The following is a 25,321-nucleotide window of genomic DNA, read 5'->3' as shown; positions in this document are numbered from 1 at the left end:
GATGCGTATTATAGCGACAGGAACCCGTTCCAGCCAGGAAATAGATCAGAAATTCCGAGATTTTTTAGCTGAGACCCACATCCCTTATTGTCCGCGCGAAAATAAATCCCTCGAATTAATAGCCCGGGAAAATGAGGCACAAGCGGTATTGGTGTGGGAATCAGGACGGCCGGTGCTGAATATGGGGGCGCAAAAACTCTTTTATCACCCCAGTATGGCCAAAAACCGACTGTCTGCTCTGCGTCACCAGCGGGGAACCGAACCGTTTCTGGAGGCCTGTGGTCTGAATAAGACGGATGAGTTTTTGGATTGCACCCTGGGAATGGGGGCTGATGCTGTAGTTGCTTCCTACATCTGCTCGGAGGGCCGAGTAGTAGGATTGGAATCGGTAAGGCTAATTGCCGGGCTTATAAAATGGGGAATGCAGGCTTATGAAAGCTCCATGCCCTGGCTGGATATGGCTATACATAGGTAGAAGTGATAAACAGCGACCATTATTATTACCTTTGCCATGTTCCCAGCAATTCCTTCGATGTGGTCTATTTTGACCCCATGTTTCGTCATCCTCAGCATCACAGCACAGCTATCAAACCTTTACGGCAGTTAGCCGATCATCGTCCGCTTGATGAACAGAGCATAACAGAAGCCTGCCGGGTAGCCCGCAAAAAAGTAGTAATAAAAGAAACCCGCTCCAGCAAAGAATTAGAACGATTAGGTGTGCAGTTCATAGTAGGCAGTCACCACAACCCCATTGCATATGGGGTTATAGAGCCATAGTGTCAAGAGAACCGTCCCTTTGACTCAAAACTTATTTCATCCTATTTTCTTTGGTTTTCTGTAATACCTCTTCAATGTCAATGCGGAAGCTCTTCATGACTTCGGGTTGGGAGAAATATATGCAGTTGTCTTTATAGACATGCTGCCAGATGGCCCAGCGGGCATTCCAATCAGCCGGATCAGCCCAATCAGGTACTTCGCGCACCGCACAATTCAAGGCTGCGGTGATCGAGTATTCCGCCAGTTCACCTACGTGCATGCAGCCGTTTTTCCCCATAACCCTTTGCCTAATAGTACGCAGAAATCCGCTGCCGGCTTTAATACCAACCAGTTCTTTTATGGCTTGAATACCCTGATGGCAGATTTCAAAGGGGACGGATATACCTTCGGCTTCTGCTTCAACTACTTCATAAGTTTGGTAATTGAATACAATACGGGTGCGTATATCATGAATATCGTCTTTCCACTGGCCCCGCACTTCATAGCCGACATTGGGAACAATATTTACTTCATATTTTTCTGTTTTTTCGTACAAAGCCCATCCTCCTGCAGTGAAAATTTCTCCGCTAATTATAGAATTGGTACAAAAATAAAATCAAGATAGACAATAAAAAGCGACAATATAATATATTGTGTCTTAATTAATAGTTTTAAAAAACATTTCAACCATAACTTGAGAGGGAATGGTTTAACGGATTTTGACTTTGGCTTATGTTATAATGCACTTATCCTGGACAGGAGTGTTGATAATAATGGATATAATTACTTCGCATAACGCTCTGGATTTTGACGGACTAGCCGCGATGGTGGCTGCAGGGAAATTATACCCGGCGGCGGTAAAAGTATTCTCCGGAACCCTATCACGCAATGTAAAAAAATTTATGGCGTTATATAAAGATCTTCTGGCTGTTAAAAGCCCCCGGGAAATCGAATTTAGCACGGTATCACGCATGATAGTTGTGGACACTGCCAGCGCTAATCGCCTGGGACAATTAAAAGAACTGGCTATGCGGCCTAATTTAGATTTTTACGTTTATGATCACCATCCTCCTGCTCCTGATGACCTTTCGGGAAGCATTTACCACGTAGAAGGAACGGGTGCCGCCACCACCATTCTGGTTGAGGAGATTATAGCTCGCAACCTGCCGGTTACGGCCTTTGATGCCACTATTTTTGCCCTGGGCATATACGAAGACACCGGGAGTTTGCTTTTTACCTCCACCACTCCGCGTGACGTGTCAGCAGTGGCCTTTTTACTTGCCAAGGGAGCTAACCTGGCGGTAGTCGCTAATTTTATGGAGACTCCTTTTTCAGGCGAACAGCGACAGCTTCTCCAGAGCTTGCTCAATTCCGCTCGCCATTATCAAATTAAGAACCTGGATGTGACCATAGCCGTTTGTGATAATGAACAGTTCATTCCCGGGCTGGATGCGGTTACATACAGCCTGTTTGAGATAGAAAACAGTGATGTGGTATTTGTTCTGGCGGTGATGCAAGGCAAAGTTAACATCGTTGGCCGCAGCCGCAGCAATAATATCAAGGTTAATGAAGTATTGCGTCCCCTGGGGGGCAAGGGGCACGATAAAGCCGCGTCTGCAGTTGCCAAAGGAAAAAATATTGAAGAGAGCATAGCCATTATTTTAGAGAATTTGGGTGAAAACATTAATCCGGGTTTATGTGCCGGAGATATTATGTCAACGCCGGTAAAAAGCATTCCTATGTTTATAAGCATGGAGGAAGCCGGGCGCATAATGCTGCGCTACGGGCATACGGGTATGCCGGTGGTTGACGGCGATACTATGGTGGGGGTTATTTCCCGCCGCGATGTGGACAAGGCCCGCATGCATGAATTGGGACATGCTCCGGTAAAGGGCTTTATGACCAGCAATGTTTTATCTATCGATACTAATACCCCGGTGACCGAAATACAACGAATTATGGTAGAACATGATATCGGTCGTCTGCCGGTGGTTGATGCTGATGGCCGCCTGGCAGGCATAGTATCACGTACCGATATTATCAGAACTCTGCACGGGGAAGACTACCCTGAGGATCATGCTGTTTTGTATCGGTCCGGCAGTGAAGAACAGAACTGCCTGGATCTGATGGAGGAGCGCCTGCCATCCAGAATTATGGCTAATTTGAGACTGGCAGGGCAAATCGCGGCCAGCTTGGGCAGCATGGTTTACTGTGTAGGGGGGTTCGTGAGAGACCTTTTTCTGCGGGTTCCCGATTTTGATGTGGATCTGGTGGTAGAAGGCAGCGGGGAGGAACTGGCCCAGAAACTGGCTGAAAGATTAGGGGGGAAAGTACGGATTCATGATCGCTTTCGTACCGCAGTAATTCAGCTTCCTGACGGCAGTAAAATCGATGTAGCCACAGCCCGGACCGAGTATTATGAATTTCCGGCGGCTCTGCCTAAAGTAGAGAAGTCTACCATAAAAGAGGACCTCTACCGCCGCGATTTTACCATTAACACCCTGGCGATTTGTTTGAATCCGGAACGTTTCGGAGATTTGATAGATCATTTCGGAGGACGCAGGGATTTGGAACAGGGTATCATTCGCATACTCTACAACCTTAGTTTTGTAGAAGATCCCACTCGTATATTACGGGCTATACGTTTTGAACAAAGATACAGTTTTACCATTGAAGAAGATACCTTACGGTTCGCCTGCGATGCCATTGAACGCAGACTTCTAGGTAAATTATCCTATAAGCGTATTTTGAGCGAACTCATCCTGATTCTTAACGAAAAAGACCCTGGACCCTCCTTAGACCGTATGAAGGAAATAGGGGTTTGGAATTATATATTACCTGAAGTGAAACTCGAACACCTGAACCGGGTAACCTTAAAAAGGATTCCTATCATGGCTGCCTGGCTGGAAGAGAGGTATTACCCTGTAAATATTAAAAGCTGGCTGGTCTATATTATCGTATTGTTGGCTCGTCTGGAACAGCAGGAAGTGGACAGTATTCTGGAACGATATCCTTTTGAAAATTATGCCGCGCAAACTATACAGGGCTCCCGCAAGGTACCGCAGATTGCGGAAGCTCTTATGGCTGATCCCAAACTTCCCGCACCTGAGATCGATCATATGGTAGCAGACCTGAGCCGGGAAAACATCGTATACTTGCTGCTTTTAGTCAGGGACGAAACCGCCTGGGAAAACCTGGTGCACTATCTGGATCTTAAAGAAACGGTCGAGGTGGAAATTGACGGCAATGATTTACAGGATCTAGGTTTGATTCCGGGACCAATTTTCCGTTTGATTTTGGATGAATTGTATGTTTTAAAACTGGCGGAGAAAATTAATACCCGGGAAGATGAAATCAATACTGTAAAGAGATGGATAGAGGAGGAAAGGTTTAAAGATGCAGTGGTTGATTAATACCTTGATCTGGCTGCCTGCCATAATTATCGGACTGACCTTTCATGAATACGCCCATGGCAGAGTGGCTTACTGGTTAGGGGATGACACGCCCTATTACCAGGGACGGCTGACCCTGAACCCCCTGCCCCATATCGATTGGGTAGGTTTTTTTATGCTGCTGTTTTTTAAGTTTGGCTGGGCCAAACCGGTCGAGGTTAATCCTTATAATTTCAGGAACAGCGGCGTAAAACAAGGTATGATGCTGGTATCTCTGGCTGGGCCGGCTATGAATCTTATGCTGGCTCTGACGGGTATGCTTATTTTAAAATTTTATGGTATAGATCCCGGAGCAGGTTTCAGTCTTTATACCAACAGTACAGTGTTGTTGCTGGTAGGACCGCTGGTCTACATTAATCTTATCCTGGCGGTGTTTAATCTTATTCCCTTGCCGCCTTTGGATGGGTCAAAGATTCTGGCCGGGCTCCTGCCTGATTCCGGAGCCCAGTTCATGTATTCGATTGAACAGTATGGGCCGTTGATATTGCTGCTTTTTATTATTACCGGGGCCTTTGGCAAAATACTTAATCCCTTGGTGAATATCATGTATAGCTTATTATATACAGCTGTATTCTAAAACTGGCAGGGGGTGTGATAGTGCCCTACGTGGTTGATTTGGAGGCCTTTCACGGACCGCTGGACCTATTATTATACCTGGTGGAAAAAAGCGAAATAGATATTTATGACATACCTATAGCGGCTATCGCGGAACAATACCTCGAATACCTGCGGAATACCGGTCATATTGATTTGGAGCAGCTGGGGGACTTTCTGCTTATGGCATCATATTTGTTAAATTTAAAATCTCGTTTAATACTGCCGAATCGAGTGACGGGCGATAATGCTGAGGACGGTGACGAAGCCGTCGATCCCAGAACAGAATTAGTGCAAAAGCTGCTGGATTATAAAAAGTTTAAAGCGGTATCTGATCATCTGGCTGCGTTATATGAAGGCGAATTGCCTCGCATTTATTACCGTAACAGTGAATCCGGAGATTTAATATACGAAGAACTGTCGGCAGATCTAAAAGCGTTGGTTAAGGCTTATCAGAACATGGTCCAGCAAATACCAGTTAAAAGCACTGACTTTAATCTGGCTTTGGAAGATATCAAGGTAGAAGATAAAATGGATGACATTGTGCGCATGCTCAAAAAAAGTCATAGAGTCATGGTTTTCCAAGAAATGTTTAGAGATATTAAAAGCCGGCGTGAAGCGTTGGCTTTATTTCTGGCACTTTTGGAGCTTTTGCGTTTACAACGGGTTAGAGCCGTACAGGAACAGGGATTTGGACAGATAGTAATCCAACTGAAAGGGGCGAAAAAGTCCAGTGTTAATTCGGGATGAGATTAAGGCTGCATTGGAGGCCATTCTCTTTATCAGGGCTGAACCGCTGGTTATAGAAGAACTGGTGGAAATACTAGACTTGCCGCTCATTGATCTTAAGAGCGTGTTGGACGAGTTGATTCTGGAGTATAATGAAAAACAGAGAGGTATACAAATTGTACGTATTGACAATTCGTACCTTATGTGTACTCATCCCCGCTGCGCGGATATAATTAACCGCCTGGAAAAACCGGTGCGGCGCAGGCTTTCCCAGGCTGCCCTGGAAACACTGGCGATAATCGCTTATCGTCAACCGGTGACAAAAGCGGAAATTGAAAATATACGCGGGGTGAAATCGGAAAAAATAGTTACGAATCTCTTGGAAAGAGGACTTATTGAGGAAGCGGGACATAAAGCTGTCCTGGGTAAACCGGTGTTATACAAAACCAGCCCTGAATTTTTGAAGGTTTTTGGCCTGGGCAGCCTCAAGGAATTGCCGGTTTTAGAGGAGGCTTAAAATCAAGTGGCGGATAAATCTATCGAGGAACAGGTAATAATTAAACTGCAGGAAGCCAGGAAACTGGCGCGCTATATGAGCAGCACTGAGGATTTGGTGGAGGAACAGATAAACAAAGCCCGAGAACGGGGCGATTTCGATAATTTAGAGGGTGCAGGCAAACCGCTGAGCTTTGAGGAAAATCCCTTTGAACCTCCTGAATTACGTATGGTGCTAAAAATCCTTAAAGATAACGATTTCGTTCCCTACTGGATAGACCTGGGCAAGGAAGTTGATGCCGACCTTAAGAAATTTTGGGATGAAGTGGAGTATTTTAAAAAATACACTCGATTGTTTTACCGGGAAAAACACGGTAAGATGGCCCTGGAAAGATTCAATAAGAAAAAGGCGCATTTTTATTATGAACAGCGTTTATTAATGGAGAATATCAACAGAAAGATAACCGATTTTAATCTGCACTGTCCTACATTTCGCCTGGGCCGGGCCAATATTAAGGTTGATGATGAGATGTACAAGGTGATTTCACAGGTGGAACAGATTATTGAGGAAGCTTTGCAGGGTAAAAAAACCGAATAAATGTTAAGACCTGCGGGACAATATGGAAAAAACAGGAGAATCCTATAATGAAGGCTGGAATTATCATCGCCTTGCTGGTAATGGTATTGTTGTTAATTAATGCAATCTATCTGAGACTTCGGTTAAGATTTGAACTGGTGTTAAACCAGCAGGCCAAATCGGTAAAGATTGACGTTTTACCTGTATGGAAACGGTTTGAATGGCATAAACACATGGAACTGCCAATTGGCTGGGCGCAGATAATTAATGATTTGATTGAAAAAAGAAAACATAAAGCCCTGCATCCCACATCTAAAAAACGTAACACTCCAATCAATCCCTTTAAGGATATCCATGCAGTATTAAACTTGGGACGACTATTTTTTAAATATATGGCAGTGGAAAAACTAGACTGGAGGACACGTTTGGGCCTTGATGATATTATGTATACCGCCGTGGCCTGTGGAGGAATCTGGACAGCGAAAGGCACTATTACAGGTATGATTGGCAGTTTTAGCCGTTTACATGACCTCAACCTGGAGGTTGAGCCTGATTACCTTCATAAAGAAATATCCAGCAGCTTGTTTTGTATATTAAAAATGCGTATCGTATATATTATGTTTATAATATGCTATATATTGTTTTTGTACGTAAGGGGGTACTGGCATGGATTCACAACAAGAAAAACAGAGCCATCCTATTGAGGGACTGATGAAAACCGCAATGCAAGCCATCAAGGAGATGGTAGATGTCAATACTGTAGTAGGTGATGCGGTCGAAACCAATGATGGAACAGTGATAATTCCGGTTTCCCAGGTAGCCTGTGGTTTTGCTGCCGGAGGCGGGGAATACGAGATGTTTAATAACCAGCGCGCACAGGAACTGCCTTTTGCAGGAGGCAGCGGCGCCGGTGTTTCTGTAAAACCGGTGGGCTTTTTAGTGGTTAGAATGAATGATGTACGCCTTATATCTGTAACCGGTAACCAGTTGGCTGAACGTATCGTGGATACTGTTCCTCAAGTAATGGATAAGGTTGATCATATTATTGATAAAAGACGCAAAAGAAATGGCGAAGGCAAAGACGATATAGAGTTTTAAAAAGAATACGCACACAGCGAATCTAAAGAGTCATTGCATGCGCAGCGAAGCAATCAATAAATCGTTTGGTCTAAAAACAAGGAACCGTTCAGTAGATTACGAACGGTTCTATTTTTTTTGCCTATACATACCCTTCAAAAAGGGTTTAAAAAGGGGACTGTTGCGGTATGTTGAACGTGGTCTGGCTGGTTCTATTAGGCTCTGGGATAATTGTGGCAGGTCTGACGGGCAATATTGAAACAGTGACAGAAGCTGCTCTGGGATCGGCGCGGGGCGCGGTTCAGGTTTGCATTGATTTGATTGGCATCATGCCTTATGGCTGGGAATCATGAGAATTGCGGAAAAGGCAGGTATGATACAGGGGCTGGCTCGTTTACTCAGACCGCTGATGATTCGTCTGTTTCCTTCAGTTCCACCCACCATCCGGCCATGGGAGCCATTATTCTAAATCTCAGCGCCAATATGTTAGGTCTGGGAAATGCCGCTACCCCCTTTGGCATGAAAGCCATGCGCGAGTTGCAGAATCTCAATCAAGGCTCAGATAATCCTTCCGAGGCCATGTGCACATTTTTGGCTCTGAATACTTCCTGTATTACATTACTGCCGGCCACCATTATTGGGGTGCGTTTATCATATCATTCGGCACATCCTGCGGAAATTGTCGGCCCTTGTATATTTGCTACTGCTATAGCCATGTGCATTGGCATTACTTTAGATTACTGGTTTCGTACATTTAGTCCCTGGAGGGACAGGTAGATGCTGTTATCTGTACTGACACTGGTTTCAAAATGGACTATTCCTTTCTTATTACTGGTTATTCCCGTCTATGGTTATTATAAAAAAGTACCGGTTTACGAAAGCTTTGTGGAAGGAGCGGAAGAAGGATTCACCACCGCTTTGAAACTCATTCCTTTTTTAGTGGGAATGATGGTGGCAATTTCGGTTTTTCGCGCTTCCGGGGCAATGGAGTATTTAGGCCGGGCGTTGAGTCCGTTCACCAATTTGATGAACATACCCTCAGAGATACTGCCCCTGGCCATTATGCGTCCGTTATCGGGCAGCGCCGTCCTGGGCATGGCTACTGAACTTATGAAAGTTCATGGGCCTGATTCTTTTATTGGTCGTTTGGCTTCTACCATGCAAGGAACTACAGATACAACCTTTTTTGTACTCACTATATATTTCGGTTCGGTAGGAATAAAGAGATTCCGTTATGCCATTGTAACCGGACTCACCGCTGACCTCACCGGATTTCTCGCCTCGGTCTACATTTGCCATTTGTTATTTAAGTAGTTAACTCAATTTTTGCACTTGACTTAGGGTAAACATAACGCTTTGTCCAAGCCATAAAGGCAAGGCGGTAAAAGAAATCTTCCTGGTTAGAAATGTGAAAAGTATCGTTATTATGTTAAGGATGAAATAACAAGGCCTTAACATATTTCTAACAGTACCTGTGGTAAAATAAGACTGTAAAATCGCCTATGCAAATAATTATTAAACGAATCAATGAAAATTGTTAGTCAACGGCTAATTATAAAACAGGGGGTCAAAGGATGAAAAGCGACATTGAAATAGCCCAGTCAGCTAAAATGCTGCCCATTGGAGAAATTGCCGCCAAAATTGGTTTGAGTGAAGACGATATCGAGTATTACGGTAGATACAAGGCCAAGCTTTCCATGGATTTGTGGCCCCGGCTGCAGGACAAACCTTCAGGAAAGCTGATTCTTGTGACCGCTATTAATCCCACACCGGCAGGGGAAGGGAAAACCACTACCACGGTAGGGTTGGGACAGGCGTTAAACATGATTGGCAAGAAGGCGGTTATCGCACTGCGCGAACCTTCATTGGGACCGAGTTTTGGAATCAAAGGCGGGGCTGCCGGCGGGGGTTACTCTCAAGTGCTCCCTATGGACGATATTAACCTGCATTTTACTGGCGATATCCATGCAGTTACTGCCGCTCATAATTTGCTGGCCGCCATGTTGGACAATCATCTCCATCACGGTAACGAACTGGGGATAGATCCCCGGCAGGTTGTTTGGAGACGAGCTATGGATCTGAATGAAAGGGCTTTAAGAAATGTTATTATCGGGCTGGGCGGGAAGATTAATGGGGTACCAAGAGAATCAGGTTTTGATATCAGCGTAGCCTCTGAAGTAATGGCTTCGCTTTGTTTAGCCACTGATTTGATGGATTTGAAGGAAAGATGCCGTCGCATGGTGGTTGCATATACATTTGACGGCAACCCTGTTACTGCAGGACAGTTAAAGGCTCATGGCTCCATGGCTTTACTCCTGAAAGACGCTATTAAACCCAATTTGGTGCAAACTACGGAGAACACCCCGGCTTTTGTGCATGGGGGGCCGTTTGCCAATATTGCTCATGGGGCTAACAGTATTGTGGCTACCCGCCTTGGTTTGAAACTGGCTGATTATATGGTAACCGAAGCCGGATTCGGCGCCGATCTGGGTGCGGAAAAATTCTTTGATATCGTATGTCGTTATGGGGGCTTTAAACCGGATGCAGTTGTACTGGTAGCTACTGTAAGGGCATTGAAGCATCATGGCGGAGTTGATAAGGATAGATATGCAGAACCCGATCTAAATGCCTTGCAAAAAGGTCTGGAGAACCTGGAAAAACAGGTTGAAAATATAGGGAAATACGGGCTTCCAGTCGTAGTGGCCGTGAATAGATTCCCGTCTGATTCAGATGAGGAGATCAATATGGTTATTAATAGATGTGAAAGCATAGGCGCTGATGCCGCACTTTCCAGGGTGTTTACCGACGGAGGCGCCGGGGGCAGGGAACTAGCAATTAAGGTTGTCGCCGCCACTGAAAAAAACAGTAAATTTAATTTCTTATATGAGTTGGAACAGCCCATCAAAGATAAGATTGAGGTTATTTGCCGTGAAATTTACGGAGCTGACGGTGTTGAATATACCAGTGAGGCTGAAAAGATGATGCAGCGTTTGGAAAGCATGGGTTATGGGGATCTGCCCATCTGTATCGCTAAAACGCAGTATTCTCTATCTGATAATGCTGAAAAAAGAGGGCGGCCTAGAGGCTTTAAAATTACAGCCCGCGAAGTTAAGCTGTGTGCCGGGGCAGGATTTATCGTAGTTTTAGCCGGTAATATAATGACTATGCCGGGTCTTAGCAAAAGACCTGCAGCCGAAAAAATAGATATTTTACCTGATGGCGAAATAGTAGGGTTATTTTAATTACGAGTTATTAACTCAATTTAGCTTCGCTTTCTATACTTTATAAAAAATAATAGAAGCCAGACGGCAGAGGATATCCTGTGCTGCCTGGCTTCTTATTTTTTTGATATCACTATAATTCGTTGGGTTATATTTTGACGCTTGTCGAAAGAAAATGTTCCCTATTTATGAAGAAAATTTTGCAGAAAAGAAGGAATTCCAATTTTACTGGAGAAATAACTAAAGGTCTGATTACAAAATTGTTTGAATACTTGCAAATTTATCTATAAGTCTTGGGATTGACGACAAAAACAAAACTTTGAAAGGCGGATTATATGAGGAGATACTTAAGCGCTTTGATATTGAGTCTGTTATTGGTCGTACTTATTGCTCCGCTGGCTTTAGCTGATACATATCATACTGCTCGAGAAGGGGACAACCTATGGACCATAGCCCGCAAATATAATACAACAGTCGATAAGATCAAACAACTCAATAATATGAGCGGCGATTTTTTAAGCCTGGGTAAAAAACTGCTGGTCGTCAGGTCTGGATCTGCACCAGTCGCAACCAGGTCAGTTCAAAGTCCAACAAGCTATGTTCAGGCTACGCCATCGCGTTCTTCAACAGGGCCTGTTTCCGGTCAGAGTATTATTGAGTTTGGATCGCGTTTTTTAGGCACTCCGTATCGTTATGGCGGATCAGGTCCGGGCGGGTTTGATTGTTCTGGCTTTGTCAGTTATTGCTTTAAACAGTTCGGCTATAACCTGCCACGCACTGCGGCTGGAATGGCTGGGATCGGTACGCATGTAGATAAGAGCAATCTGCAAATAGGTGATCTGGTGTTCTTCCAGGGGCCCGGAGCATGGAGCATTAATCATGTCGGTATATATGTAGGTTCTAATCAATTTATTCACTCCAGTTCAGGCAGCTACAGAGGGATTGTTTATTCACGATTATCGGATGCTTATTATTCATCTTATTATGCAGGTGCTCGGAGGATACTAGATTCAAGTACAGAAACCATAAATCAACAACCCCAACCCCAGGAGAGCCAGGAGGCTGAGGTTGATAACGTTAATGCAGGGCCTGAGGACGGAGCTTCTTTAAACGATAAGCAAGCTGAATAATATAATATAGCCACAGATTTATACAGATTTTCACGATTAATATTAGGTAAAAACCGGGTAGTGTATTGTTGCCCGGTTTTTATGCGTATATATTAAAACCAGTTTATATATGACGCGCCGCAAAGGGGAACGATAGACGCAGGTTCGTTGTCAGTTGATTAAAGGTTGATTTTTTACAGAGGTGTGGTAATTGTTGAAGATAAAATATCTCAGCCTGGTTATCTTGATTGTAATGTTGGGTGTATATATACCCAGTAAAAACAACTTGGAATTAAACCATGAATTTTGCCAGGCGTCCGAAGCAGATAACAATCATCCTGAAAGCATGAATTATATTGACTGGCAGCTAGGTAAGTACCAACCCGATTGGTTAAACCACAGCCCGGAATCCAGGCAAATGATAGATAGTGCACTGCAACAGGGTCTAATTAGAGGTTATAAAAAGGGCGAACTGTTTTATTTGAACCTGAGCCGCAATATGAGCAGATTGGAAATGGCGGTCCTGTTAAGCCGGGTTTTGCTGCTTGATAAGAATAATGAAGATAATGCAGACAGCTCCTGGTACATACCTTACATTAAATCACTCCATAAAGCCGGAATTGCTCTGGAGACAATGAACTGGTCATCGTCAGACTGGAAAAGGCCAGTAAGCCGGGGAGAAGCAGCACGATGGGCCGGGCAGGCACTTATTCGGGCCGGTAAGTATATTTCTAATCCGGTAAATAAACAAAAAAGTGATAATGAAATAGATGGTGCTGTGGCCTGCGGTATTATTAACCCCAGTTCTGCAAAACAATATGCCTTCGATCGCCGGGCCGAGTTTGTCGAGGGAGTCTTGCTAGCCATGAGGCTGCAAAAAATCCTGCAACTTCCGCCTCGGCAACCTCAAAAACCAGATTGGAGCGGATATCTTCCCCAAAATACGGGAAGGGAAATTACCATAAGCGCGGTGGGTGATTGTACCATGGGTTATGATACCGTATTTCCTGCTGCGGGAAGCTTTGATGATGTGTTCCAAAAAAACGGAAACGATTACAGCTGTTTTTTTGCTGGGGTGCGTCAGATATTGGAAAATGATGATCTGAGTATTGCCAATATGGAAGGGACTCTAACTGATATAAATAATAGGGCCTATAAAGGTGAAAAAGGTCCATTTTACTATTTCAGAGGCCAGCCGGGATACAACAAGATTCTGCAGGAAGGCAGCATTGAAGCGGTCAATATGGCTAATAATCATACCTATGATTTTGGGGTGCAAGGATACAACGATACATTACGTAATTTGCAAAAAGTCGGCGTTACTTCATTTGGCAATGGAAAAGCCGGGTATATGCGTATAAAAGGAATTGATATCGGTCTGCTGGGCTACAATGTGATGAGTCTAATGGATGAAAAAACAGTATTGCCTGGATGAAAAAACAGGTCGGACAGGATATTAAAAATCTGAAAAACGAAGTTGATTTAGTGATTGTGAGTTTTCACTGGGGTATTGAAGGGGAGAACCAGCCCTGTTCCAAACAGGTCGAACTAGGCCATTATGCTGTTGATTCTGGTGCGGATTTGGTTTTGGGACACCACCCTCATGTTATTCAGAAGGTTGAAAAATATCAAAATAAATACATAGTATACAGCCTGGCAAATTTCTGCTTTGGAGGCAGTTCAAATCCTCGTGATAAAGACAGCTTCATCTTTCAGCAAAGCTTCATTTTTGATGAAAAGGACAGTCTGGTTGATTCTTCGCGTGTGCAGATAATTCCCTGTTCAATATCTTCAAGGCAGGATCGTAACGACTATCGTCCCACAGTTGTAACCGGCGAAAACGCCAGGCGAATAAATCTGCGGGTTGGTTTATAGACCCCTCATTTTCCATGAATAAGAGAGAACAGCTCAGCCCGGGTCTGACTTCTGGTTTCAAAAAGGCCTCGAACAGCCGAGGTTACTGTTAAGGATCCGGGTTTTCTTACTCCCCGCATAGTCATGCACATGTGTTCAGCTTCAATTACTACCGCCACACCGAAGGGATTAAGAGTATCGTTAATGCAATCCGCAATTTGTGAAGTAAGTCTCTCCTGCAGCTGCGGACGATGGGCATAGGCTTCCGTTACCCGGGCCAGTTTGCTGATACCGATAACCTTTCCTCCGCGGGGGATATAAGCTACATGAGCCTTCCCGTAAAACGGAAGCAAGTGATGTTCACACATTGAATACAGAGGAATATCCTTTACTAACACCAGTTCATCATGGTATTCAGTAAAAGAAACCTGCAGTAAATCACGGGGTTCTATATCCAAACCGGAAAAAACCTCTTCATACATATCGGCTACGCGGCGGGGGGTCTCAAGCAAACCCTCCCGTTCAGGATCTTCACCGATGGCTTCTAATATCATTTTTACAGCTGTTTGTACTTTTTCCCGGTCTATCGATTTCTTGTCCACCAGGATTCCTCCACTTACTATTAATATTATATAAAACAAGTTTGGCGGTTGAACGTGACCAACCGTTTGCTGCGTATAACCAGTCATGTGAAAGTTTAGTCATTTATATAATACCAGAAAAAAGCTGTACACTTGCAGGTTTAATTTTCTATAATCCGGTTAATGTATAGATTTAGTTCTTTCTCGGGGTGTGAAAATTTTAACTAAAAGGATTAAAGATTGAACATGTAGAAATATAGCCATAATAGAAAAATAGTACCTCTATTTTAAATGTCTTTTGAAGGAAATAAAGTGAGATTATCTAAGTATATAGCTGGAGCGGGAGTTGCTTCGCGCAGGCAAGCCGAGGAAATAATTGCCCAGGGCAGGGTAAAGGTTAACGGAGCGTTGATAATTGAACCTGCTTACCAAGTCCAGCCTGGAATTGATGAGGTTGAGTGCGATGAAACCAAATTGGTTTTTGAATCTCCCGTTTATTTATTGCTGTATAAACCAGTGGGCTATTTAAGCAGTGTGGGTGACGCCAGGGGAAGGCCTACGGTTATGGATTTGGTGGCAGACATTTCAGCCAGGGTATACCCGGTAGGCAGGTTGGATCTGGATACTGAGGGACTTCTGCTTATGAGCAATGACGGAGAATTCGCCAACCTGATGATGCATCCTCGCTACGAAATGAGTAAGCGATACGAGGCTTTGGTAAAAGGAAAAGTCAAAAAGCAGGCTTTATACAAGTTAGAAAGAGGTTTGGAGCTGGAAGACGGAATTACCGCTCCTGCCCGGGTCAGAATTCTGGCTGCTTCACAAGATAATACCTTGCTGGAACTGGAAATACATGAAGGACGTAAGCGACAGGTAAAAAGAATGTGTGCGGCCGTAGGGCATCCAGTGATTAAATTAAAACGCACCTCATTGGCTTTTTTAACCCTGGATGGAGTGGAATGTGGAAAATATCGCTTGCTAAATGGTGAGGAAGTTGAAAAATTAAAAGCCCTGGCACGCAGAAAGTCTGGTGAATCATTAAGATGAGTGCTAGCCAGGGGCTGGGACGTCTGCAGGATTTGCATCGTTTTTTACAGGAGCGAAATTGCGCAGCTCGCAACTACAGCCTGGTTTTATTTGCCGCTGATCATGGCGTGAGCAAAGAGAATACTAGTATCTATTATGCCATGCAGAGCCATGCTATAGTTGAAGAGCATTTGCGCGGTGAATCAGCGGTAACGCGTTTACTGCACAGGCTTAACAGCCGGGAATACATTATTAATATAGGTCTGGCACAGGAACCAGATTTTACAGGTTTGGCTGATTTTAAAAAAGAATGTGTCTATGGGACGGAAGTGAAAGCTCAAACCACCACCAGCTGCTATTTTTCTGTGCCTGTAAGTAAGGGCAGCAGGAATTTTTTATACGGGGATGCCCTCACCAAAGACGAAGTGAACCGAGCTGCAGATACAGGCAAACAGTTTTGTGATTGTCTTTGTCGAGGTGATGTTGATATTTTTGCCATTGGGGAAATCGGCATTGCCAACACATTGTGCGCAGCCGCTTTAGCTGCCGCTATAACTGGCTTAGATCCTTTATTACTCACCGGAAGGGGTTCAGCGGACAATCAAGTAATATCCCGAAAGCTCGATATAATTGGTAGAGCTATGGTACTGCGTAAACCATGCGCTGGTGACCCGGTTGATATATTGGCGCGATTTGGAGGACTGGAAATAGCCGCTCTAACAGGATTTATACTGCGTGCTGCAGAAATAGGTATACCTGTGATGCTGGATGGTTATGTTACAACCATAGCTGCGTTAACAGCCAGCCTGTATAAACCACAAATAATCGCAAATGTTTTTGCACCTAGTTTGTCAGATCAGACCGGGCATGAACTCATTCTTAATCAACTAGGACTGAAACCGCTTTTTGACCTGGATATAAACTATGGTGAGGGTTTAGCTGCGGTAATAGGCCTTTTTATGGCTGAAATAACCGAAATATTTTATAATTAATACATGTGAAAGCTGAAAGCAGCGTCTTGAAGGAGTGTAATCTTTGGCTAAATTGCGACTTAAAGTACGGTTTGATTATGTTGGCCGTGCTAAAAATGGGAAAATGCTGATTGGAGGCAAAAGCAGCGAACAGGTGGCCGAATCGCTCCGACAGCACAAAATAGCCATGATCAGGAATGTGCCCATTCAAGGAATTATCATTGAAGATATTGATATGAGTCAGGAAGTATATTCTGTTTATGATGAAATTAGCGGTAAAGAAATAGCGTATGCTCCAGTAGTGGTTTCATTTTCAGCAGATTCTTTGGAAGATGCGGTGCGTTTCAGCATGAAAGAGGAATTCAGGACTATACAGGTTATTGAACCGGAAGATATACAGCTTAACAAAATAGATATTGAACGATTGTTGATGCGTATAAGCAGCGAGTTGTTGGATTACAAACGTTATCTTGAGAGAAAAATAAATAACTGGAAATAAACGGGGGGCTTTCAGGTGGGTATACTCACTTTAGATTCAATAGTGGCAGCAGTAAATGATTTACCAGCTTTACCTGCGGTGGTGTCAAGGGTAATGCAGCTGACTGACGATCCGAATGCTACAGCCCAGGATGTAAGCAGTGTATTAAATCAGGATCAGGCTATAACAGCCCGTGTATTACGTTTGGCCAATTCAGCCTACTATGGTTATACCCGCAGAATTAATACCGTAGCTGACGCTATAATATTTCTCGGTTTTAAGACTATTCGCAGTATTGTTCTGGCAGCTTCGGTAAGTGATATACTGAATCAGGAGATTGAAGCTATGCTCTGGAATATGGAGAACTGTGGAGACATTCGCAAGCCTGTGCCATGGCCGCCCGCTTGATTGCGCGTAAAGTTCGTTTCAGCAATCTGGATGTGGCCTATACAGCCGGTCTGCTGCATGATATCGGCAAGGTAATACTGAACCGTTCTATGAAAGATACATATCATGAAGTTGTTGAAAGGGTCAGTGTTGGAGATATGCCTTTTAACCAGGTAGAACTGGAAATACTGGGCTTTGATCATGCAATTGTAGGTTCAAGAGTAGCCAGTAAGTGGCATCTTCCCGAACAACTGGTTGAAGCCATAGCCTGGCATCATGATCCGCGCCAGGCTCAAACCAACCCGCAGCTAACAGCCATAGTACATATAGCAGATGCTGTTTGTATGGCCATGGGGATTGGTATCGGCGTGGATGGCATGCTTTATGCTATTTCCGATGGGGCCATGGAATTGCTGGGATTGGATGAGATGGTCATTGAGAAAAGCATTTCCGAATTAACTGACGTTTTTTGTGATCAGCAGGTTTTTAATCTGGGATGATTCCTACATAGGGTGTTATATTAGAAATAATTGTAAAGCGGATTTTTATTGTAAAAATATGAACCGGTTGGATTGCTCTGTTATATCCTCTCAATCATTTCTTTACCGCGTCAAACCCGGCCAGATACAAAAACAAACCTATATTTTCACAATCCCCTTATTTTCGTGTAATAGTATAAATTAACAAACAAATAAGGTTAATATTTCGTGAAAAATGGTTGATTTTCGCGGCTTACTGGTATACTCTACTGATTAAGTAAAAATGCGAGGGGCAAAGTATTTGAGACATCTAGCGATCTTTTCAGGCGGATTTGGCAGTGGGAAGACGGAAATAGCTGTAAACTTTGCCTTGCAGGGCATGAAAAATAACGAATCACCCATATTAATCGACCTGGATTTTGTAAACCCATTTTTTGCATCCCGGGACGTTAAGGGCATGCTTGCAGAATCCGGGGTTAGATTGGTAGCGCCCAGCGGCGAGCTGGCTTTTGGGGATGTACCGCAAGTTCCTCCAGAAGTATTGGGCTTGCTGCAGCAGGATAATTCCATTTATCTTGATCTGGCCGGGGATGAGGTCGGAGCGACTGTTTTAGGTTATCTGAGCCGCTTCATTCAAGACAGACCTTGTGATTTTTATCTGGTTTTAAATCCTTACAGACCTTTTGCCGGAACCTCATCAGAGCTTCAGAACCTGCGAGAGCTTTTACAAAAAGCTGGCCGCAGGCGTTTTACTGCCATAATTAGCAATCCTAATTTGGTAGAAGATACGAATCTGGAGGTAATCATGGAAGGGCACCGCAGGGTGCTGGAACTGGCAGATGCATTACAACTGCCTGTCAGCTGCCTGACTGTTGAGGAGAGGTTTTATAATGAACTGCCACCGGAATATCAGAAGATCACCAGGACTATAAAATTATACCTGCGTCCGGAATGGTTACAGGAAAGTTGAGGAGGATTGTCATAAATGGCCAAAGGCAGGCTCGGTTTTTATCATGACCGCTGCAAGGCCTGTGGGCTTTGTATAGAATTTTGCCCGCGCGGCTTGCTGGGTTTTGATGTGGAAACTATAAATATTTTGGGGTATCACCCGGTTGTGCTCTTAGATAGCGAAGGATGTACGGGTTGTGGGATTTGTGCCTTAATGTGCCCTGACCTGGTAATTGAGGTGGAAAGGGAGTGAAGGCATGCGCGTTTTAATGAAAGGCAACGAAGCTCTGGCAGAAGGAGCCATTATAGCTGGATGTCGTGGTTATTTCGGTTATCCTATTACTCCTTCCAGCGAAATAGCCGAATATATGGCCAGAAAAATGCCACAGATAGGCGGAGTATTCGTACAGGCCGAGAGTGAGTTCGCGGCTATCAATATGGTTTATGGAGGATCGTCTACCGGAGCCCGGGTTATGACCGCATCATCAGGTCCGGGCTTGAGTTTGAAACAAGAAGGCATATCGTTCCTGGCGGAAGGAGAACTGCCAGCGCTCATAATAAATATTTCCCGCGGCGGTCCGGGTTTGGGAGGCATACAGCTTCCCAGGCCGATTATTACCAGGCCACCCGCGGGGGAGGCCACGGTGATTACCGGGTCATTGTCTTAGCCCCTTCCAGGGTTCAAGAGATGATGGATTTTGCTATTTTGGGTTTTGACCTGGCTGATAAATACCGTACCCCGGTTTTGATTCTGGGTGAAGGAACCTGGGCAATCTTATGGAGCCGATTACGCTGCGTGAGCCTGTCAACTATCAGCCGGATAAACCCTGGGCAACCACCGGGTGCAAAGGCCGAAAACCCAATATAGTTAATACATTGCATTTGGACAGCGATTTTCTGGAAACAAGAAACCGGCACCTGGATGCCAAGTATGAATTAATAAAAAAGAATGAACAACGCGCTGAAACCTTTATGACAGAAGATGCGGATATTATTTTGATGGCCTATGGGATAATGGCTCGCGTTTCAAAGAAATCGGTATTAGAGGCACGCAAGCAAGGGGTTAAGGCTGGCTTAATCAGGCCGATTACCCTTTGGCCATTTCCGGAAAATATCGTAAAAGAAGCCGCCCAGACCGCAAAACGTTTCCTGTCAATAGAAATCAGTATGGGGCAGATGATTGAAGATATTCGGTTAGTTGTAGCCGGACAGGTACCGGTAGATCTTTACGGCCGCATCGGAATTACTCCCAATCCTGAAGAGATTACCAAACAGATTATTGCCTTAGCGGATAGGGAGGGACTGAGATGAAAACGGTATTTAAAAAACCTGAGAGTTTAACCGGTGCTAAATATCATTATTGCCCGGGCTGTACACACGATCGTGCATCGTTTAATAGCCGAATGTATGGATGAAATGCAGATACGGGAAAAAACTATCGGAATTTGCCCCGTGGGCTGCTCTGTTCTGGCTTATGATTATTTTAACTGTGATATGCTGGAAGCCGCTCATGGCAGGGCGCCGGCTATAGGCACAGCTATCAAAAGGCTTTTGCCTGACCGCATGGTATTTACGTATCAAGGTGATGGTGACCTGGCTTCAATAGGTATGGGCGAGATCGTGCATGCCTCTCTGCGGGGAGAAAAAATTACTACTATTTTTATTAATAACGCTATATATGGTATGACCGGAGGCCAAATGGCGCCTACCACTCTGCTGGGTCAGGTTACTACCACATCTCCTTACGGCAGGAGCATTGAGGTAGAAGGGTATCCTGCGCGGATGGCGGAATTATTATCAGTAAACTATGGCTCAGCCTATATTTGTCGTACGGCTGTCAACAACCCTGCCAATGTTACTAAAACCAAAAAGGCTATTAAAAAAGCCTTTGAAATCCAGCAAAAAGGACTGGGCTTTACTATGGTGGAAGTCCTGTCAACATGCCCTACTAATTGGGGTCTGAGCCCGGTCGAAGCCATGAAATGGGTGGAAGAAAAAATGATTCCCTACTACCCGTTGGGCGAATTTAAGGTGCCCGAATAACCAGGAGGGGGATTTACTGTGCAAGAAGAAAAACAAATACTCTTTGCCGGATTTGGCGGTCAGGGAGTTTTGGCTATGGGACAATTTATAACCCACGCCGCCATGGGAATAGGAAAAGAAGTAACCTGGGTACCTTCGTACGGGGCTGAGATGCGAGGAGGAACAGCAAACTGCCTGGTTACTATTTCTGATGAGGAGATAAACTCACCCTTGACGGAGAACCCACATACAGCTATTATCATGAACCGGCCTTCGCTGGATAAGTTCGAACCGCGCGTTAAACCAAATGGCACTCTGGTAATAAATTCGTCACTGGTGGACAGAATGCCGCACCGTCAGGATTTAACGGTTTGGCAGGTGCCTGTTAACGCTATAGCTGATGAAATGGGGAATCCTAGAGGAGCTAATATGATAATGCTCGGCGCCTACTTGCAGGTCAGCAGAGTGGTGACAGTAGAACAAGCCTGGAACAGTTCGATTCCGTTTTCAAAGGTAAAAAACCCGCTGTAATCGAGAAAAATAAAGAGGCCTTTATTGTAGGAGTTGAATGGGCTAAAAAGAACCTGTAAGTCTACTCATGGATAATCTCTCCCCGGCAGGCATAAGATAGAAAAAATACCTGCCCGGGGAGGATAATAAGTGATAAGTCGCGTAGAAAAGTTTTTAATTAGATTTATTGTTACCGGTTTGGTTATGGTGGTTGTGGTCCAAGCCATTATGACCAAAGAGCCTTACCGGCTGTATTTAAGCTGGGGGGAACGCTTGGAGGGCCAAAACATATCTTATCCAGTAAATACGCCTGCAAACAGCCATTCCCAAGCACCCGCAACGAGCATTCGGTCTCCGGAGGCCTCATGACAATAAGCATTGACAAGTTTTCGTCTTTACCGCTGGCCAAGGTTCTGGTTAATGACAAAGAGGTAAAAACCTTTAAGCAAAAAGAGGTTCAGGTGAAACTTATGGCGGGAGATAAAATCGAAATTGATTCCAGCGCCTATAATTTCCCCATAGAGTATCGGATTAAAGATGTTTCTCCCAATTTGGCCTATCCCCAAAAAGACGCTTATTTTACAGTTGATCAGGGCATAGTAATGCTGGGCAAAGTTATAGTAAAATAGTAAAAGTAGACCAGCCACATATTTACTCAGATTTGCCAGAACGATTTTTATTAATTCCAAATAATTCAGAATGATCCTTTTGGGAGTTTAGTTGATGAATTAATATATGTTTACGAACAATAAGGTGGGATTAGAATGGTAGGCAGCAAGCTGGTGGCAACCGCAGCCATTAAAATAGCCCTGACTTCATCCCGTGAAGAGGAGAACCGCCTGAAACAGGAACTGTTTGAGCAATACGGCATTAAAGCGGTGGCGGTTGATTATGGGGGAGAATTCATCAGCTCGGTGGGCAAGATTGTAGAACGCGCGGTAGTTTCAGCCAAACGAGAAAAGGTTATAAAAGATACTCATGCTGATGAAGGAGCAGTCGCGGGAGCTGCCCGGGAAGCTATTGCCCAGATAATGCCCAAAGCTCTGGGGCTGAATGTAGGCGGGAAAATAGGAATTGCCCGTCACCAGGATCACGTTAGTGTAGCTATTTTTATGGGTATAGGTTTACTGCATTTGGATGAAGTCGCGATTGGCCTGGGCCACCGTGCAGTGGCTTAAGATTAAATGCGTAATATGGCAGGATGGTAGGTGCGAATATGTTGGTGAGAGGAATAAGAGGAGCAATTACGGTTAGTGATGACAATGTAGATGAAATACTAAACGCCACACGAGAACTGCTGCAGGTTATGCAAAATGAAAACGGGTTTTCCATTGATGATATTGCCAGTGCCTTGTTTACCCTTACTTCTGACCTTCGTTCAGTATTCCCGGCCGCAGCGGCCCGCTCCATAGGTTGGGACAAAGTTCCCTTGATGTGTTTTCAAGAGATAGAAGTGCCAGGTTCGCTCCCAAAGTGCATCAGGGTAATGCTGCATGTTAATACCGACAAAAGCCAAAATGAGATCAAGCACATATACTTAAAAGAAGCGCAAAGTCTGAGAACAGATTTGAACCGGTAAGGTTTTTATTGCACATCATCTGATTCACCGAGAAGATTCTCTTCATATTCCGATAGAAACCATTGGCTGGTTGCATCCGCGCCTATTGTGGAACGGACAATAAGCTCAATTTTACGGTCCATTTGCTGGTTGAGAGCGCGTTCAATTAGTTTGACTCTATCAGGACGTAGAGTATATGGTGTCCTTACTATGGCCAGTGCCTGAATGGTATCTCCGTTTTCCCGATAGCGATATTCCAGCAACTGACTGGCGGGCTCAACTTGCTTTAACGAGATTTTGATGGAACCTTCCAGTTTTTGATGAAAAGCTAATGCTTCCCCAGTCAAAGCTTCTGAAGCGGAAGGTTTGGCGAATAAATACCGTTGGGCATCGGCATCACGGGTTAATACCGAACGGATCGTTAAACGCAAACTTTGGTCCATTACCAGAGCCAGGTTATTTTCTATCCGGGCGACCTCTTCTGGTGTTATAACAGAAGGCGTACGTACAACCGCAATAATTTGTTCCTGTCCATTTTCAGTACTTTTCTGCAAATCGTCCAGAGTGGTTCCCGGAATAGCAGCAAGTTCCTGGTTGAGTAAACGTGAAACCTGACTGAGATAGGAATTCTCTTGTGATAGGCGAGCTTGGCGGAGTTTTTCATCTTCAGGAATAAAAACCTGGCCGCTGTTATCAGCATCACGGGATATCAGGGAGCGAATTATCAAATGGATATTCGGATTTATGGTTGCTTGCAGCTGTTTTTCGATCTTGGCTACCTGTGCTGCTTCTATTTCATGTGGAGTAAGGAATACTGCAATCACATCAATTGCAGTTGAATGCTTTTCATAGCGTAGTTCGGATAGACGAGCACCGCTGGTACCTGCTACTTGTTGAGATATGACGGTCCTAAGGTTATCAGCCAAAGCTTTTTCTGTTATGATGCCATAAAGGCTTTTAGTCATGATCACCGCCATTAAAATTATGATGGCCAGACTGAAACCGAAACGGCGTAATAGATAGGTTTTTGAAGGGGCGTCTTTTCGCTTCAGGTCAACCAGACCGGAGAGAACAAATACTAGAGCAGCCGCAAATTCTATAGCCAGCAGGTTAATGAGGAATAACATAAAAGCGCCACCTGCCAGATCCCAGTCAGCAATAGAGATACAGAGACCGCATGCAGATAAAGGAGGAACCAGAGCGGTAGCAATAGCTACCCCGGGTAGAGCTGCTCCGATTCTCTTGTCAACCATGCTGAAAGCTCCTGCCAGGCCTGAGACCAGCGCTATTATGACATCATATATTGTGGGCTGGGTACGGGATAAAATTTCACTTTCAAATCCGGGCCTCAAAGGGACAAGCCCGATGATTGTTGCCAGCAAAACTGCAATGAGGATACCTAGTAATTCTGAAACTAAAGAATAGCGCAATAGACGATTGTCGCCATTGGACAGACCAAGAGCTATACCAAATATCGGGCCCATCAATGGTGCGACCAGCATTGCGCCGATAACTACTGCGGTGCTGTTGGCCAATAAACCGTAGGTAGCAATGACAGTGGAAAGACATACCATAAGATAAAAAGATGGTGTGGGGCGAGAGAGGCTGCAAATATGACGATATATTTCAGATCGTTCCTCTGACGACATCTGTTTGTTGCGAAGTGAATGGGGTAAAAATAACATTGTTAGACTCCATATGTATTATAACTATTTTATAGATTATTAATTAAAGCGGCTTGGTATCAGGAGCAATTAAACCAGTCTGATGTTGATAGTAATACGATGAAACAAACTTATATTTAGCATTTATTGGGGAAAACCCTTTACAGATAATTAATACTATATTATACTATTATATAATAAAAGAATATAATGCTGAAACGGTCAAAATGAACCGGACGAAAGTCCGGGGAATAGGCAGAGTTTTTCTAAGTCACTGTGGTGATATGAAAAGTTTGTCATGAGAAATGGCTTTACTGGGGTGGGTAGCTATAAGTATAGTTGCCCGCCTTTTTTATTTAGCAAGGTAAAATATTTGCAAATTACCAGTATAGCTGATTAAAACCACATTAAACCATCTAAAACTGAATAACAAGGCAAACGCTGAATCGTTAAGAGCGGGAGACCCAAAATATGGGGTGAATCCAGGTGCTATTACCGGTAGGGTTATACTCTCTCAACCCGAACCCGTCAGCTAATCTCGTAAGCGTGGAGGAGAGGAGACAGACCATTGCGGTCTGTACTGTTGCTATGGCTTTAATGGCTGCAGAGTCTTCTCTGTGGCTATTTTTATTATCCAGGTAAAAATTAACATAATTACATATAAGGAGGGAGACTATGTCCGTACACTACAATAGTATTTCCGTGTGGAGAGGTGTTACTGAAGAAGAATGGAGTGATTGGAAGTGGCAGATAGCCAATCGTATTACTTCTGTTAACGATCTGGAACAGGTAGTTTCTTTGACGGAAAAAGAGAGGCAAGGGATAAACTGTGT

General features: G+C 44.2%; 29 protein-coding genes, 3 pseudogenes and 1 riboswitch. Of the genes and pseudogenes, 29 read left to right on the top strand and 3 right to left on the bottom strand.

The window, feature by feature from the left end; translation table 11 throughout:
* Position 1: 1 nt before the first annotated feature.
* Both JCM14374_RS10450 and JCM14374_RS10445 read left to right on the top strand, forming a co-directional pair.
* Positions 2 to 475 carry a hypothetical protein gene (locus JCM14374_RS10450; RefSeq protein WP_054696974.1) on the top strand — a complete coding sequence of 158 codons (474 nt, stop codon included), beginning with the start codon at positions 2 to 4 and terminating at the stop codon, positions 473 to 475.
* 2 nt (positions 476 to 477) lie between these two features.
* Entirely contained in the window at positions 478 to 777 is a 300-nt protein-coding gene (locus tag JCM14374_RS10445; RefSeq protein WP_054696971.1) for a class I SAM-dependent methyltransferase, read from the top strand.
* Positions 778 to 808: 31 nt separating this feature from the next.
* On the opposite strand, the gene JCM14374_RS10440 is transcribed toward JCM14374_RS10445, so the two are convergent.
* Complete coding sequence (locus JCM14374_RS10440) at positions 809 to 1,312, bottom strand: DUF2889 domain-containing protein (protein WP_054696968.1); 504 nt, start codon at positions 1,310 to 1,312, stop codon at positions 809 to 811.
* A 217-nt stretch (positions 1,313 to 1,529) separates the two neighbouring features.
* Here JCM14374_RS10440 and JCM14374_RS10435 point away from each other — a divergent pair, with 217 nt between their 5' ends.
* From JCM14374_RS10435 to JCM14374_RS15380, 13 genes and pseudogenes are all read left to right on the top strand, one after another.
* Positions 1,530 to 4,169, top strand: a complete 2,640-nt coding sequence (locus JCM14374_RS10435; RefSeq protein WP_054696965.1) for a CBS domain-containing protein — start codon at positions 1,530 to 1,532, stop codon at positions 4,167 to 4,169.
* On the top strand, positions 4,153 to 4,785 hold the full coding sequence (locus tag JCM14374_RS10430; protein ID WP_054696962.1) for a site-2 protease family protein: 633 nt from the start codon (positions 4,153 to 4,155) through the stop codon (positions 4,783 to 4,785). The genes JCM14374_RS10435 and JCM14374_RS10430 overlap by 17 nt, the downstream gene beginning before the upstream one ends.
* A gap of 20 nt (positions 4,786 to 4,805) precedes the next feature.
* Positions 4,806 to 5,552, top strand: coding sequence for a segregation and condensation protein A (locus JCM14374_RS10425; protein ID WP_054696960.1), 747 nt, complete (start codon positions 4,806 to 4,808; stop codon positions 5,550 to 5,552).
* A complete protein-coding gene (scpB, locus tag JCM14374_RS10420) occupies positions 5,536 to 6,048 on the top strand; it encodes an SMC-Scp complex subunit ScpB (RefSeq protein ID WP_054696957.1) in 513 nt (170 codons plus the stop codon). The genes JCM14374_RS10425 and scpB overlap by 17 nt, the downstream gene beginning before the upstream one ends.
* Positions 6,049 to 6,054: 6 nt before the next feature.
* A complete protein-coding gene (locus tag JCM14374_RS10415) occupies positions 6,055 to 6,624 on the top strand; it encodes a DnaJ family domain-containing protein (RefSeq protein WP_054696953.1) in 570 nt (189 codons plus the stop codon).
* Between the two features lie 47 nt (positions 6,625 to 6,671).
* Entirely contained in the window at positions 6,672 to 7,307 is a 636-nt protein-coding gene (locus JCM14374_RS10410) for a DUF2953 domain-containing protein (protein ID WP_054696951.1), read from the top strand.
* Complete coding sequence (gene ytfJ, locus JCM14374_RS10405) at positions 7,270 to 7,701, top strand: GerW family sporulation protein (protein WP_054696947.1); 432 nt, start codon at positions 7,270 to 7,272, stop codon at positions 7,699 to 7,701. Before JCM14374_RS10410 ends, ytfJ begins: the two co-directional genes overlap by 38 nt.
* Positions 7,702 to 7,868: 167 nt before the next feature.
* A pseudogene (locus tag JCM14374_RS10400) lies at positions 7,869 to 8,457 on the top strand (nucleoside recognition domain-containing protein).
* Positions 8,458 to 8,994, top strand: coding sequence for a spore maturation protein (locus tag JCM14374_RS10395; RefSeq protein ID WP_054696934.1), 537 nt, complete (start codon positions 8,458 to 8,460; stop codon positions 8,992 to 8,994).
* A 260-nt stretch (positions 8,995 to 9,254) separates the two neighbouring features.
* Positions 9,255 to 10,922 carry a formate--tetrahydrofolate ligase gene (locus JCM14374_RS10390; RefSeq protein ID WP_054696932.1) on the top strand — a complete coding sequence of 556 codons (1,668 nt, stop codon included), beginning with the start codon at positions 9,255 to 9,257 and terminating at the stop codon, positions 10,920 to 10,922.
* Between the two features lie 314 nt (positions 10,923 to 11,236).
* The gene (locus tag JCM14374_RS10385) at positions 11,237 to 12,031 is read left to right on the top strand and encodes a C40 family peptidase (RefSeq protein ID WP_083454039.1); all 795 of its coding nucleotides are present in this window, start codon (positions 11,237 to 11,239) and stop codon (positions 12,029 to 12,031) included.
* 190 nt (positions 12,032 to 12,221) lie between these two features.
* A complete protein-coding gene (locus tag JCM14374_RS15385; RefSeq protein ID WP_054696930.1) occupies positions 12,222 to 13,445 on the top strand; it encodes a CapA family protein in 1,224 nt (407 codons plus the stop codon).
* Complete coding sequence (locus JCM14374_RS15380; RefSeq protein WP_054696929.1) at positions 13,442 to 13,885, top strand: CapA family protein; 444 nt, start codon at positions 13,442 to 13,444, stop codon at positions 13,883 to 13,885. The genes JCM14374_RS15385 and JCM14374_RS15380 overlap by 4 nt, the downstream gene beginning before the upstream one ends.
* Positions 13,886 to 13,890: 5 nt before the next feature.
* Here JCM14374_RS15380 and folE read toward each other — a convergent pair whose 3' ends face one another.
* Positions 13,891 to 14,466, bottom strand: a complete 576-nt coding sequence (folE, locus tag JCM14374_RS10370) for a GTP cyclohydrolase I FolE (RefSeq protein ID WP_054696928.1) — start codon at positions 14,464 to 14,466, stop codon at positions 13,891 to 13,893.
* Between the two features lie 291 nt (positions 14,467 to 14,757).
* Between folE and JCM14374_RS10365 the strand changes: the two genes are divergently transcribed.
* The 14 genes and pseudogenes from JCM14374_RS10365 (at position 14,758) to aroH (ending at position 22,845) form a co-directional block, all read left to right on the top strand.
* Complete coding sequence (locus tag JCM14374_RS10365) at positions 14,758 to 15,492, top strand: pseudouridine synthase (RefSeq protein WP_278279275.1); 735 nt, start codon at positions 14,758 to 14,760, stop codon at positions 15,490 to 15,492.
* Complete coding sequence (locus tag JCM14374_RS10360) at positions 15,489 to 16,463, top strand: nicotinate-nucleotide--dimethylbenzimidazole phosphoribosyltransferase (RefSeq protein WP_054696921.1); 975 nt, start codon at positions 15,489 to 15,491, stop codon at positions 16,461 to 16,463. The genes JCM14374_RS10365 and JCM14374_RS10360 overlap by 4 nt, the downstream gene beginning before the upstream one ends.
* 43 nt (positions 16,464 to 16,506) lie before the next feature.
* Entirely contained in the window at positions 16,507 to 16,941 is a 435-nt protein-coding gene (locus tag JCM14374_RS10355; protein WP_054696918.1) for a hypothetical protein, read from the top strand.
* 15 nt (positions 16,942 to 16,956) lie between these two features.
* Entirely contained in the window at positions 16,957 to 17,328 is a 372-nt protein-coding gene (locus tag JCM14374_RS15375) for an HDOD domain-containing protein (RefSeq protein ID WP_278279274.1), read from the top strand.
* Positions 17,313 to 17,807 (top strand): HDOD domain-containing protein, encoded by a 495-nt coding sequence (locus tag JCM14374_RS15370; RefSeq protein ID WP_278279273.1) that lies wholly within the window; start codon positions 17,313 to 17,315, stop codon positions 17,805 to 17,807. Before JCM14374_RS15375 ends, JCM14374_RS15370 begins: the two co-directional genes overlap by 16 nt.
* A gap of 280 nt (positions 17,808 to 18,087) precedes the next feature.
* The gene (locus JCM14374_RS10345) at positions 18,088 to 18,756 is read left to right on the top strand and encodes a hypothetical protein (RefSeq protein WP_054696916.1); all 669 of its coding nucleotides are present in this window, start codon (positions 18,088 to 18,090) and stop codon (positions 18,754 to 18,756) included.
* A gap of 15 nt (positions 18,757 to 18,771) precedes the next feature.
* Positions 18,772 to 18,987, top strand: coding sequence for a 4Fe-4S binding protein (locus JCM14374_RS10340; RefSeq protein ID WP_054696915.1), 216 nt, complete (start codon positions 18,772 to 18,774; stop codon positions 18,985 to 18,987).
* Between the two features lie 4 nt (positions 18,988 to 18,991).
* Positions 18,992 to 20,045: pseudogene (locus JCM14374_RS10335) on the top strand (3-methyl-2-oxobutanoate dehydrogenase subunit VorB).
* A pseudogene (locus tag JCM14374_RS10330) lies at positions 20,042 to 20,777 on the top strand (thiamine pyrophosphate-dependent enzyme). The pseudogenes JCM14374_RS10335 and JCM14374_RS10330 overlap by 4 nt, the downstream one beginning before the upstream one ends.
* A gap of 18 nt (positions 20,778 to 20,795) precedes the next feature.
* On the top strand, positions 20,796 to 21,287 hold the full coding sequence (locus JCM14374_RS10325) for a 2-oxoacid:ferredoxin oxidoreductase subunit gamma family protein (RefSeq protein ID WP_242848963.1): 492 nt from the start codon (positions 20,796 to 20,798) through the stop codon (positions 21,285 to 21,287).
* 129 nt (positions 21,288 to 21,416) lie between these two features.
* A complete protein-coding gene (locus tag JCM14374_RS10320) occupies positions 21,417 to 21,635 on the top strand; it encodes a hypothetical protein (RefSeq protein WP_054696914.1) in 219 nt (72 codons plus the stop codon).
* Positions 21,632 to 21,895, top strand: coding sequence for a hypothetical protein (locus JCM14374_RS10315; protein ID WP_054696913.1), 264 nt, complete (start codon positions 21,632 to 21,634; stop codon positions 21,893 to 21,895). Before JCM14374_RS10320 ends, JCM14374_RS10315 begins: the two co-directional genes overlap by 4 nt.
* 135 nt (positions 21,896 to 22,030) lie before the next feature.
* Positions 22,031 to 22,444 carry a HutP family protein gene (locus JCM14374_RS10310; RefSeq protein ID WP_054696911.1) on the top strand — a complete coding sequence of 138 codons (414 nt, stop codon included), beginning with the start codon at positions 22,031 to 22,033 and terminating at the stop codon, positions 22,442 to 22,444.
* Positions 22,445 to 22,482: 38 nt separating this feature from the next.
* Positions 22,483 to 22,845, top strand: coding sequence for a chorismate mutase (gene aroH, locus JCM14374_RS10305; protein WP_054697050.1), 363 nt, complete (start codon positions 22,483 to 22,485; stop codon positions 22,843 to 22,845).
* Positions 22,846 to 22,850: 5 nt separating this feature from the next.
* Here the strand turns inward: aroH and JCM14374_RS10300 are convergent, their stop codons facing one another.
* Entirely contained in the window at positions 22,851 to 24,509 is a 1,659-nt protein-coding gene (locus tag JCM14374_RS10300) for a TIGR00341 family protein (protein WP_054696909.1), read from the bottom strand.
* 408 nt (positions 24,510 to 24,917) lie between these two features.
* Positions 24,918 to 25,050: riboswitch (cyclic di-AMP (ydaO/yuaA leader) on the top strand.
* Positions 25,051 to 25,321: the final 271 nt, after the last annotated feature.

It is taken from the genome of Syntrophomonas palmitatica JCM 14374, assembly GCF_001311885.1.
In the GTDB taxonomy this organism is placed as follows: domain Bacteria; phylum Bacillota; class Syntrophomonadia; order Syntrophomonadales; family Syntrophomonadaceae; genus Syntrophomonas_A; species Syntrophomonas_A palmitatica.
The sequence above is the reverse complement of the archived record's forward strand: the minus strand, read 5'-3'. Positions and strand labels throughout refer to the sequence as shown.

Coding starts and splice junctions, on each gene's coding strand:
- JCM14374_RS10395 (WP_054696934.1), top strand. CDS start 8,458: ATGCTGTTATCTGTACTGACACTGGTTTCAAAATGGACTATTCCTTTC.
- JCM14374_RS10435 (WP_054696965.1), top strand. CDS start 1,530: ATGGATATAATTACTTCGCATAACGCTCTGGATTTTGACGGACTAGCC.
- JCM14374_RS10390 (WP_054696932.1), top strand. CDS start 9,255: ATGAAAAGCGACATTGAAATAGCCCAGTCAGCTAAAATGCTGCCCATT.
- JCM14374_RS10340 (WP_054696915.1), top strand. CDS start 18,772: ATGGCCAAAGGCAGGCTCGGTTTTTATCATGACCGCTGCAAGGCCTGT.
- JCM14374_RS10385 (WP_083454039.1), top strand. CDS start 11,237: ATGAGGAGATACTTAAGCGCTTTGATATTGAGTCTGTTATTGGTCGTA.
- JCM14374_RS10360 (WP_054696921.1), top strand. CDS start 15,489: ATGAGTGCTAGCCAGGGGCTGGGACGTCTGCAGGATTTGCATCGTTTT.
- JCM14374_RS10450 (WP_054696974.1), top strand. CDS start 2: ATGCGTATTATAGCGACAGGAACCCGTTCCAGCCAGGAAATAGATCAG.
- JCM14374_RS10430 (WP_054696962.1), top strand. CDS start 4,153: ATGCAGTGGTTGATTAATACCTTGATCTGGCTGCCTGCCATAATTATC.
- JCM14374_RS10315 (WP_054696913.1), top strand. CDS start 21,632: ATGACAATAAGCATTGACAAGTTTTCGTCTTTACCGCTGGCCAAGGTT.
- JCM14374_RS15380 (WP_054696929.1), top strand. CDS start 13,442: ATGAAAAAACAGGTCGGACAGGATATTAAAAATCTGAAAAACGAAGTT.
- aroH (WP_054697050.1), top strand. CDS start 22,483: ATGTTGGTGAGAGGAATAAGAGGAGCAATTACGGTTAGTGATGACAAT.
- JCM14374_RS15370 (WP_278279273.1), top strand. CDS start 17,313: ATGGCCGCCCGCTTGATTGCGCGTAAAGTTCGTTTCAGCAATCTGGAT.
- JCM14374_RS10410 (WP_054696951.1), top strand. CDS start 6,672: ATGAAGGCTGGAATTATCATCGCCTTGCTGGTAATGGTATTGTTGTTA.
- JCM14374_RS10310 (WP_054696911.1), top strand. CDS start 22,031: ATGGTAGGCAGCAAGCTGGTGGCAACCGCAGCCATTAAAATAGCCCTG.
- ytfJ (WP_054696947.1), top strand. CDS start 7,270: ATGGATTCACAACAAGAAAAACAGAGCCATCCTATTGAGGGACTGATG.
- JCM14374_RS10300 (WP_054696909.1), bottom strand. CDS start 24,509: ATGTTATTTTTACCCCATTCACTTCGCAACAAACAGATGTCGTCAGAG.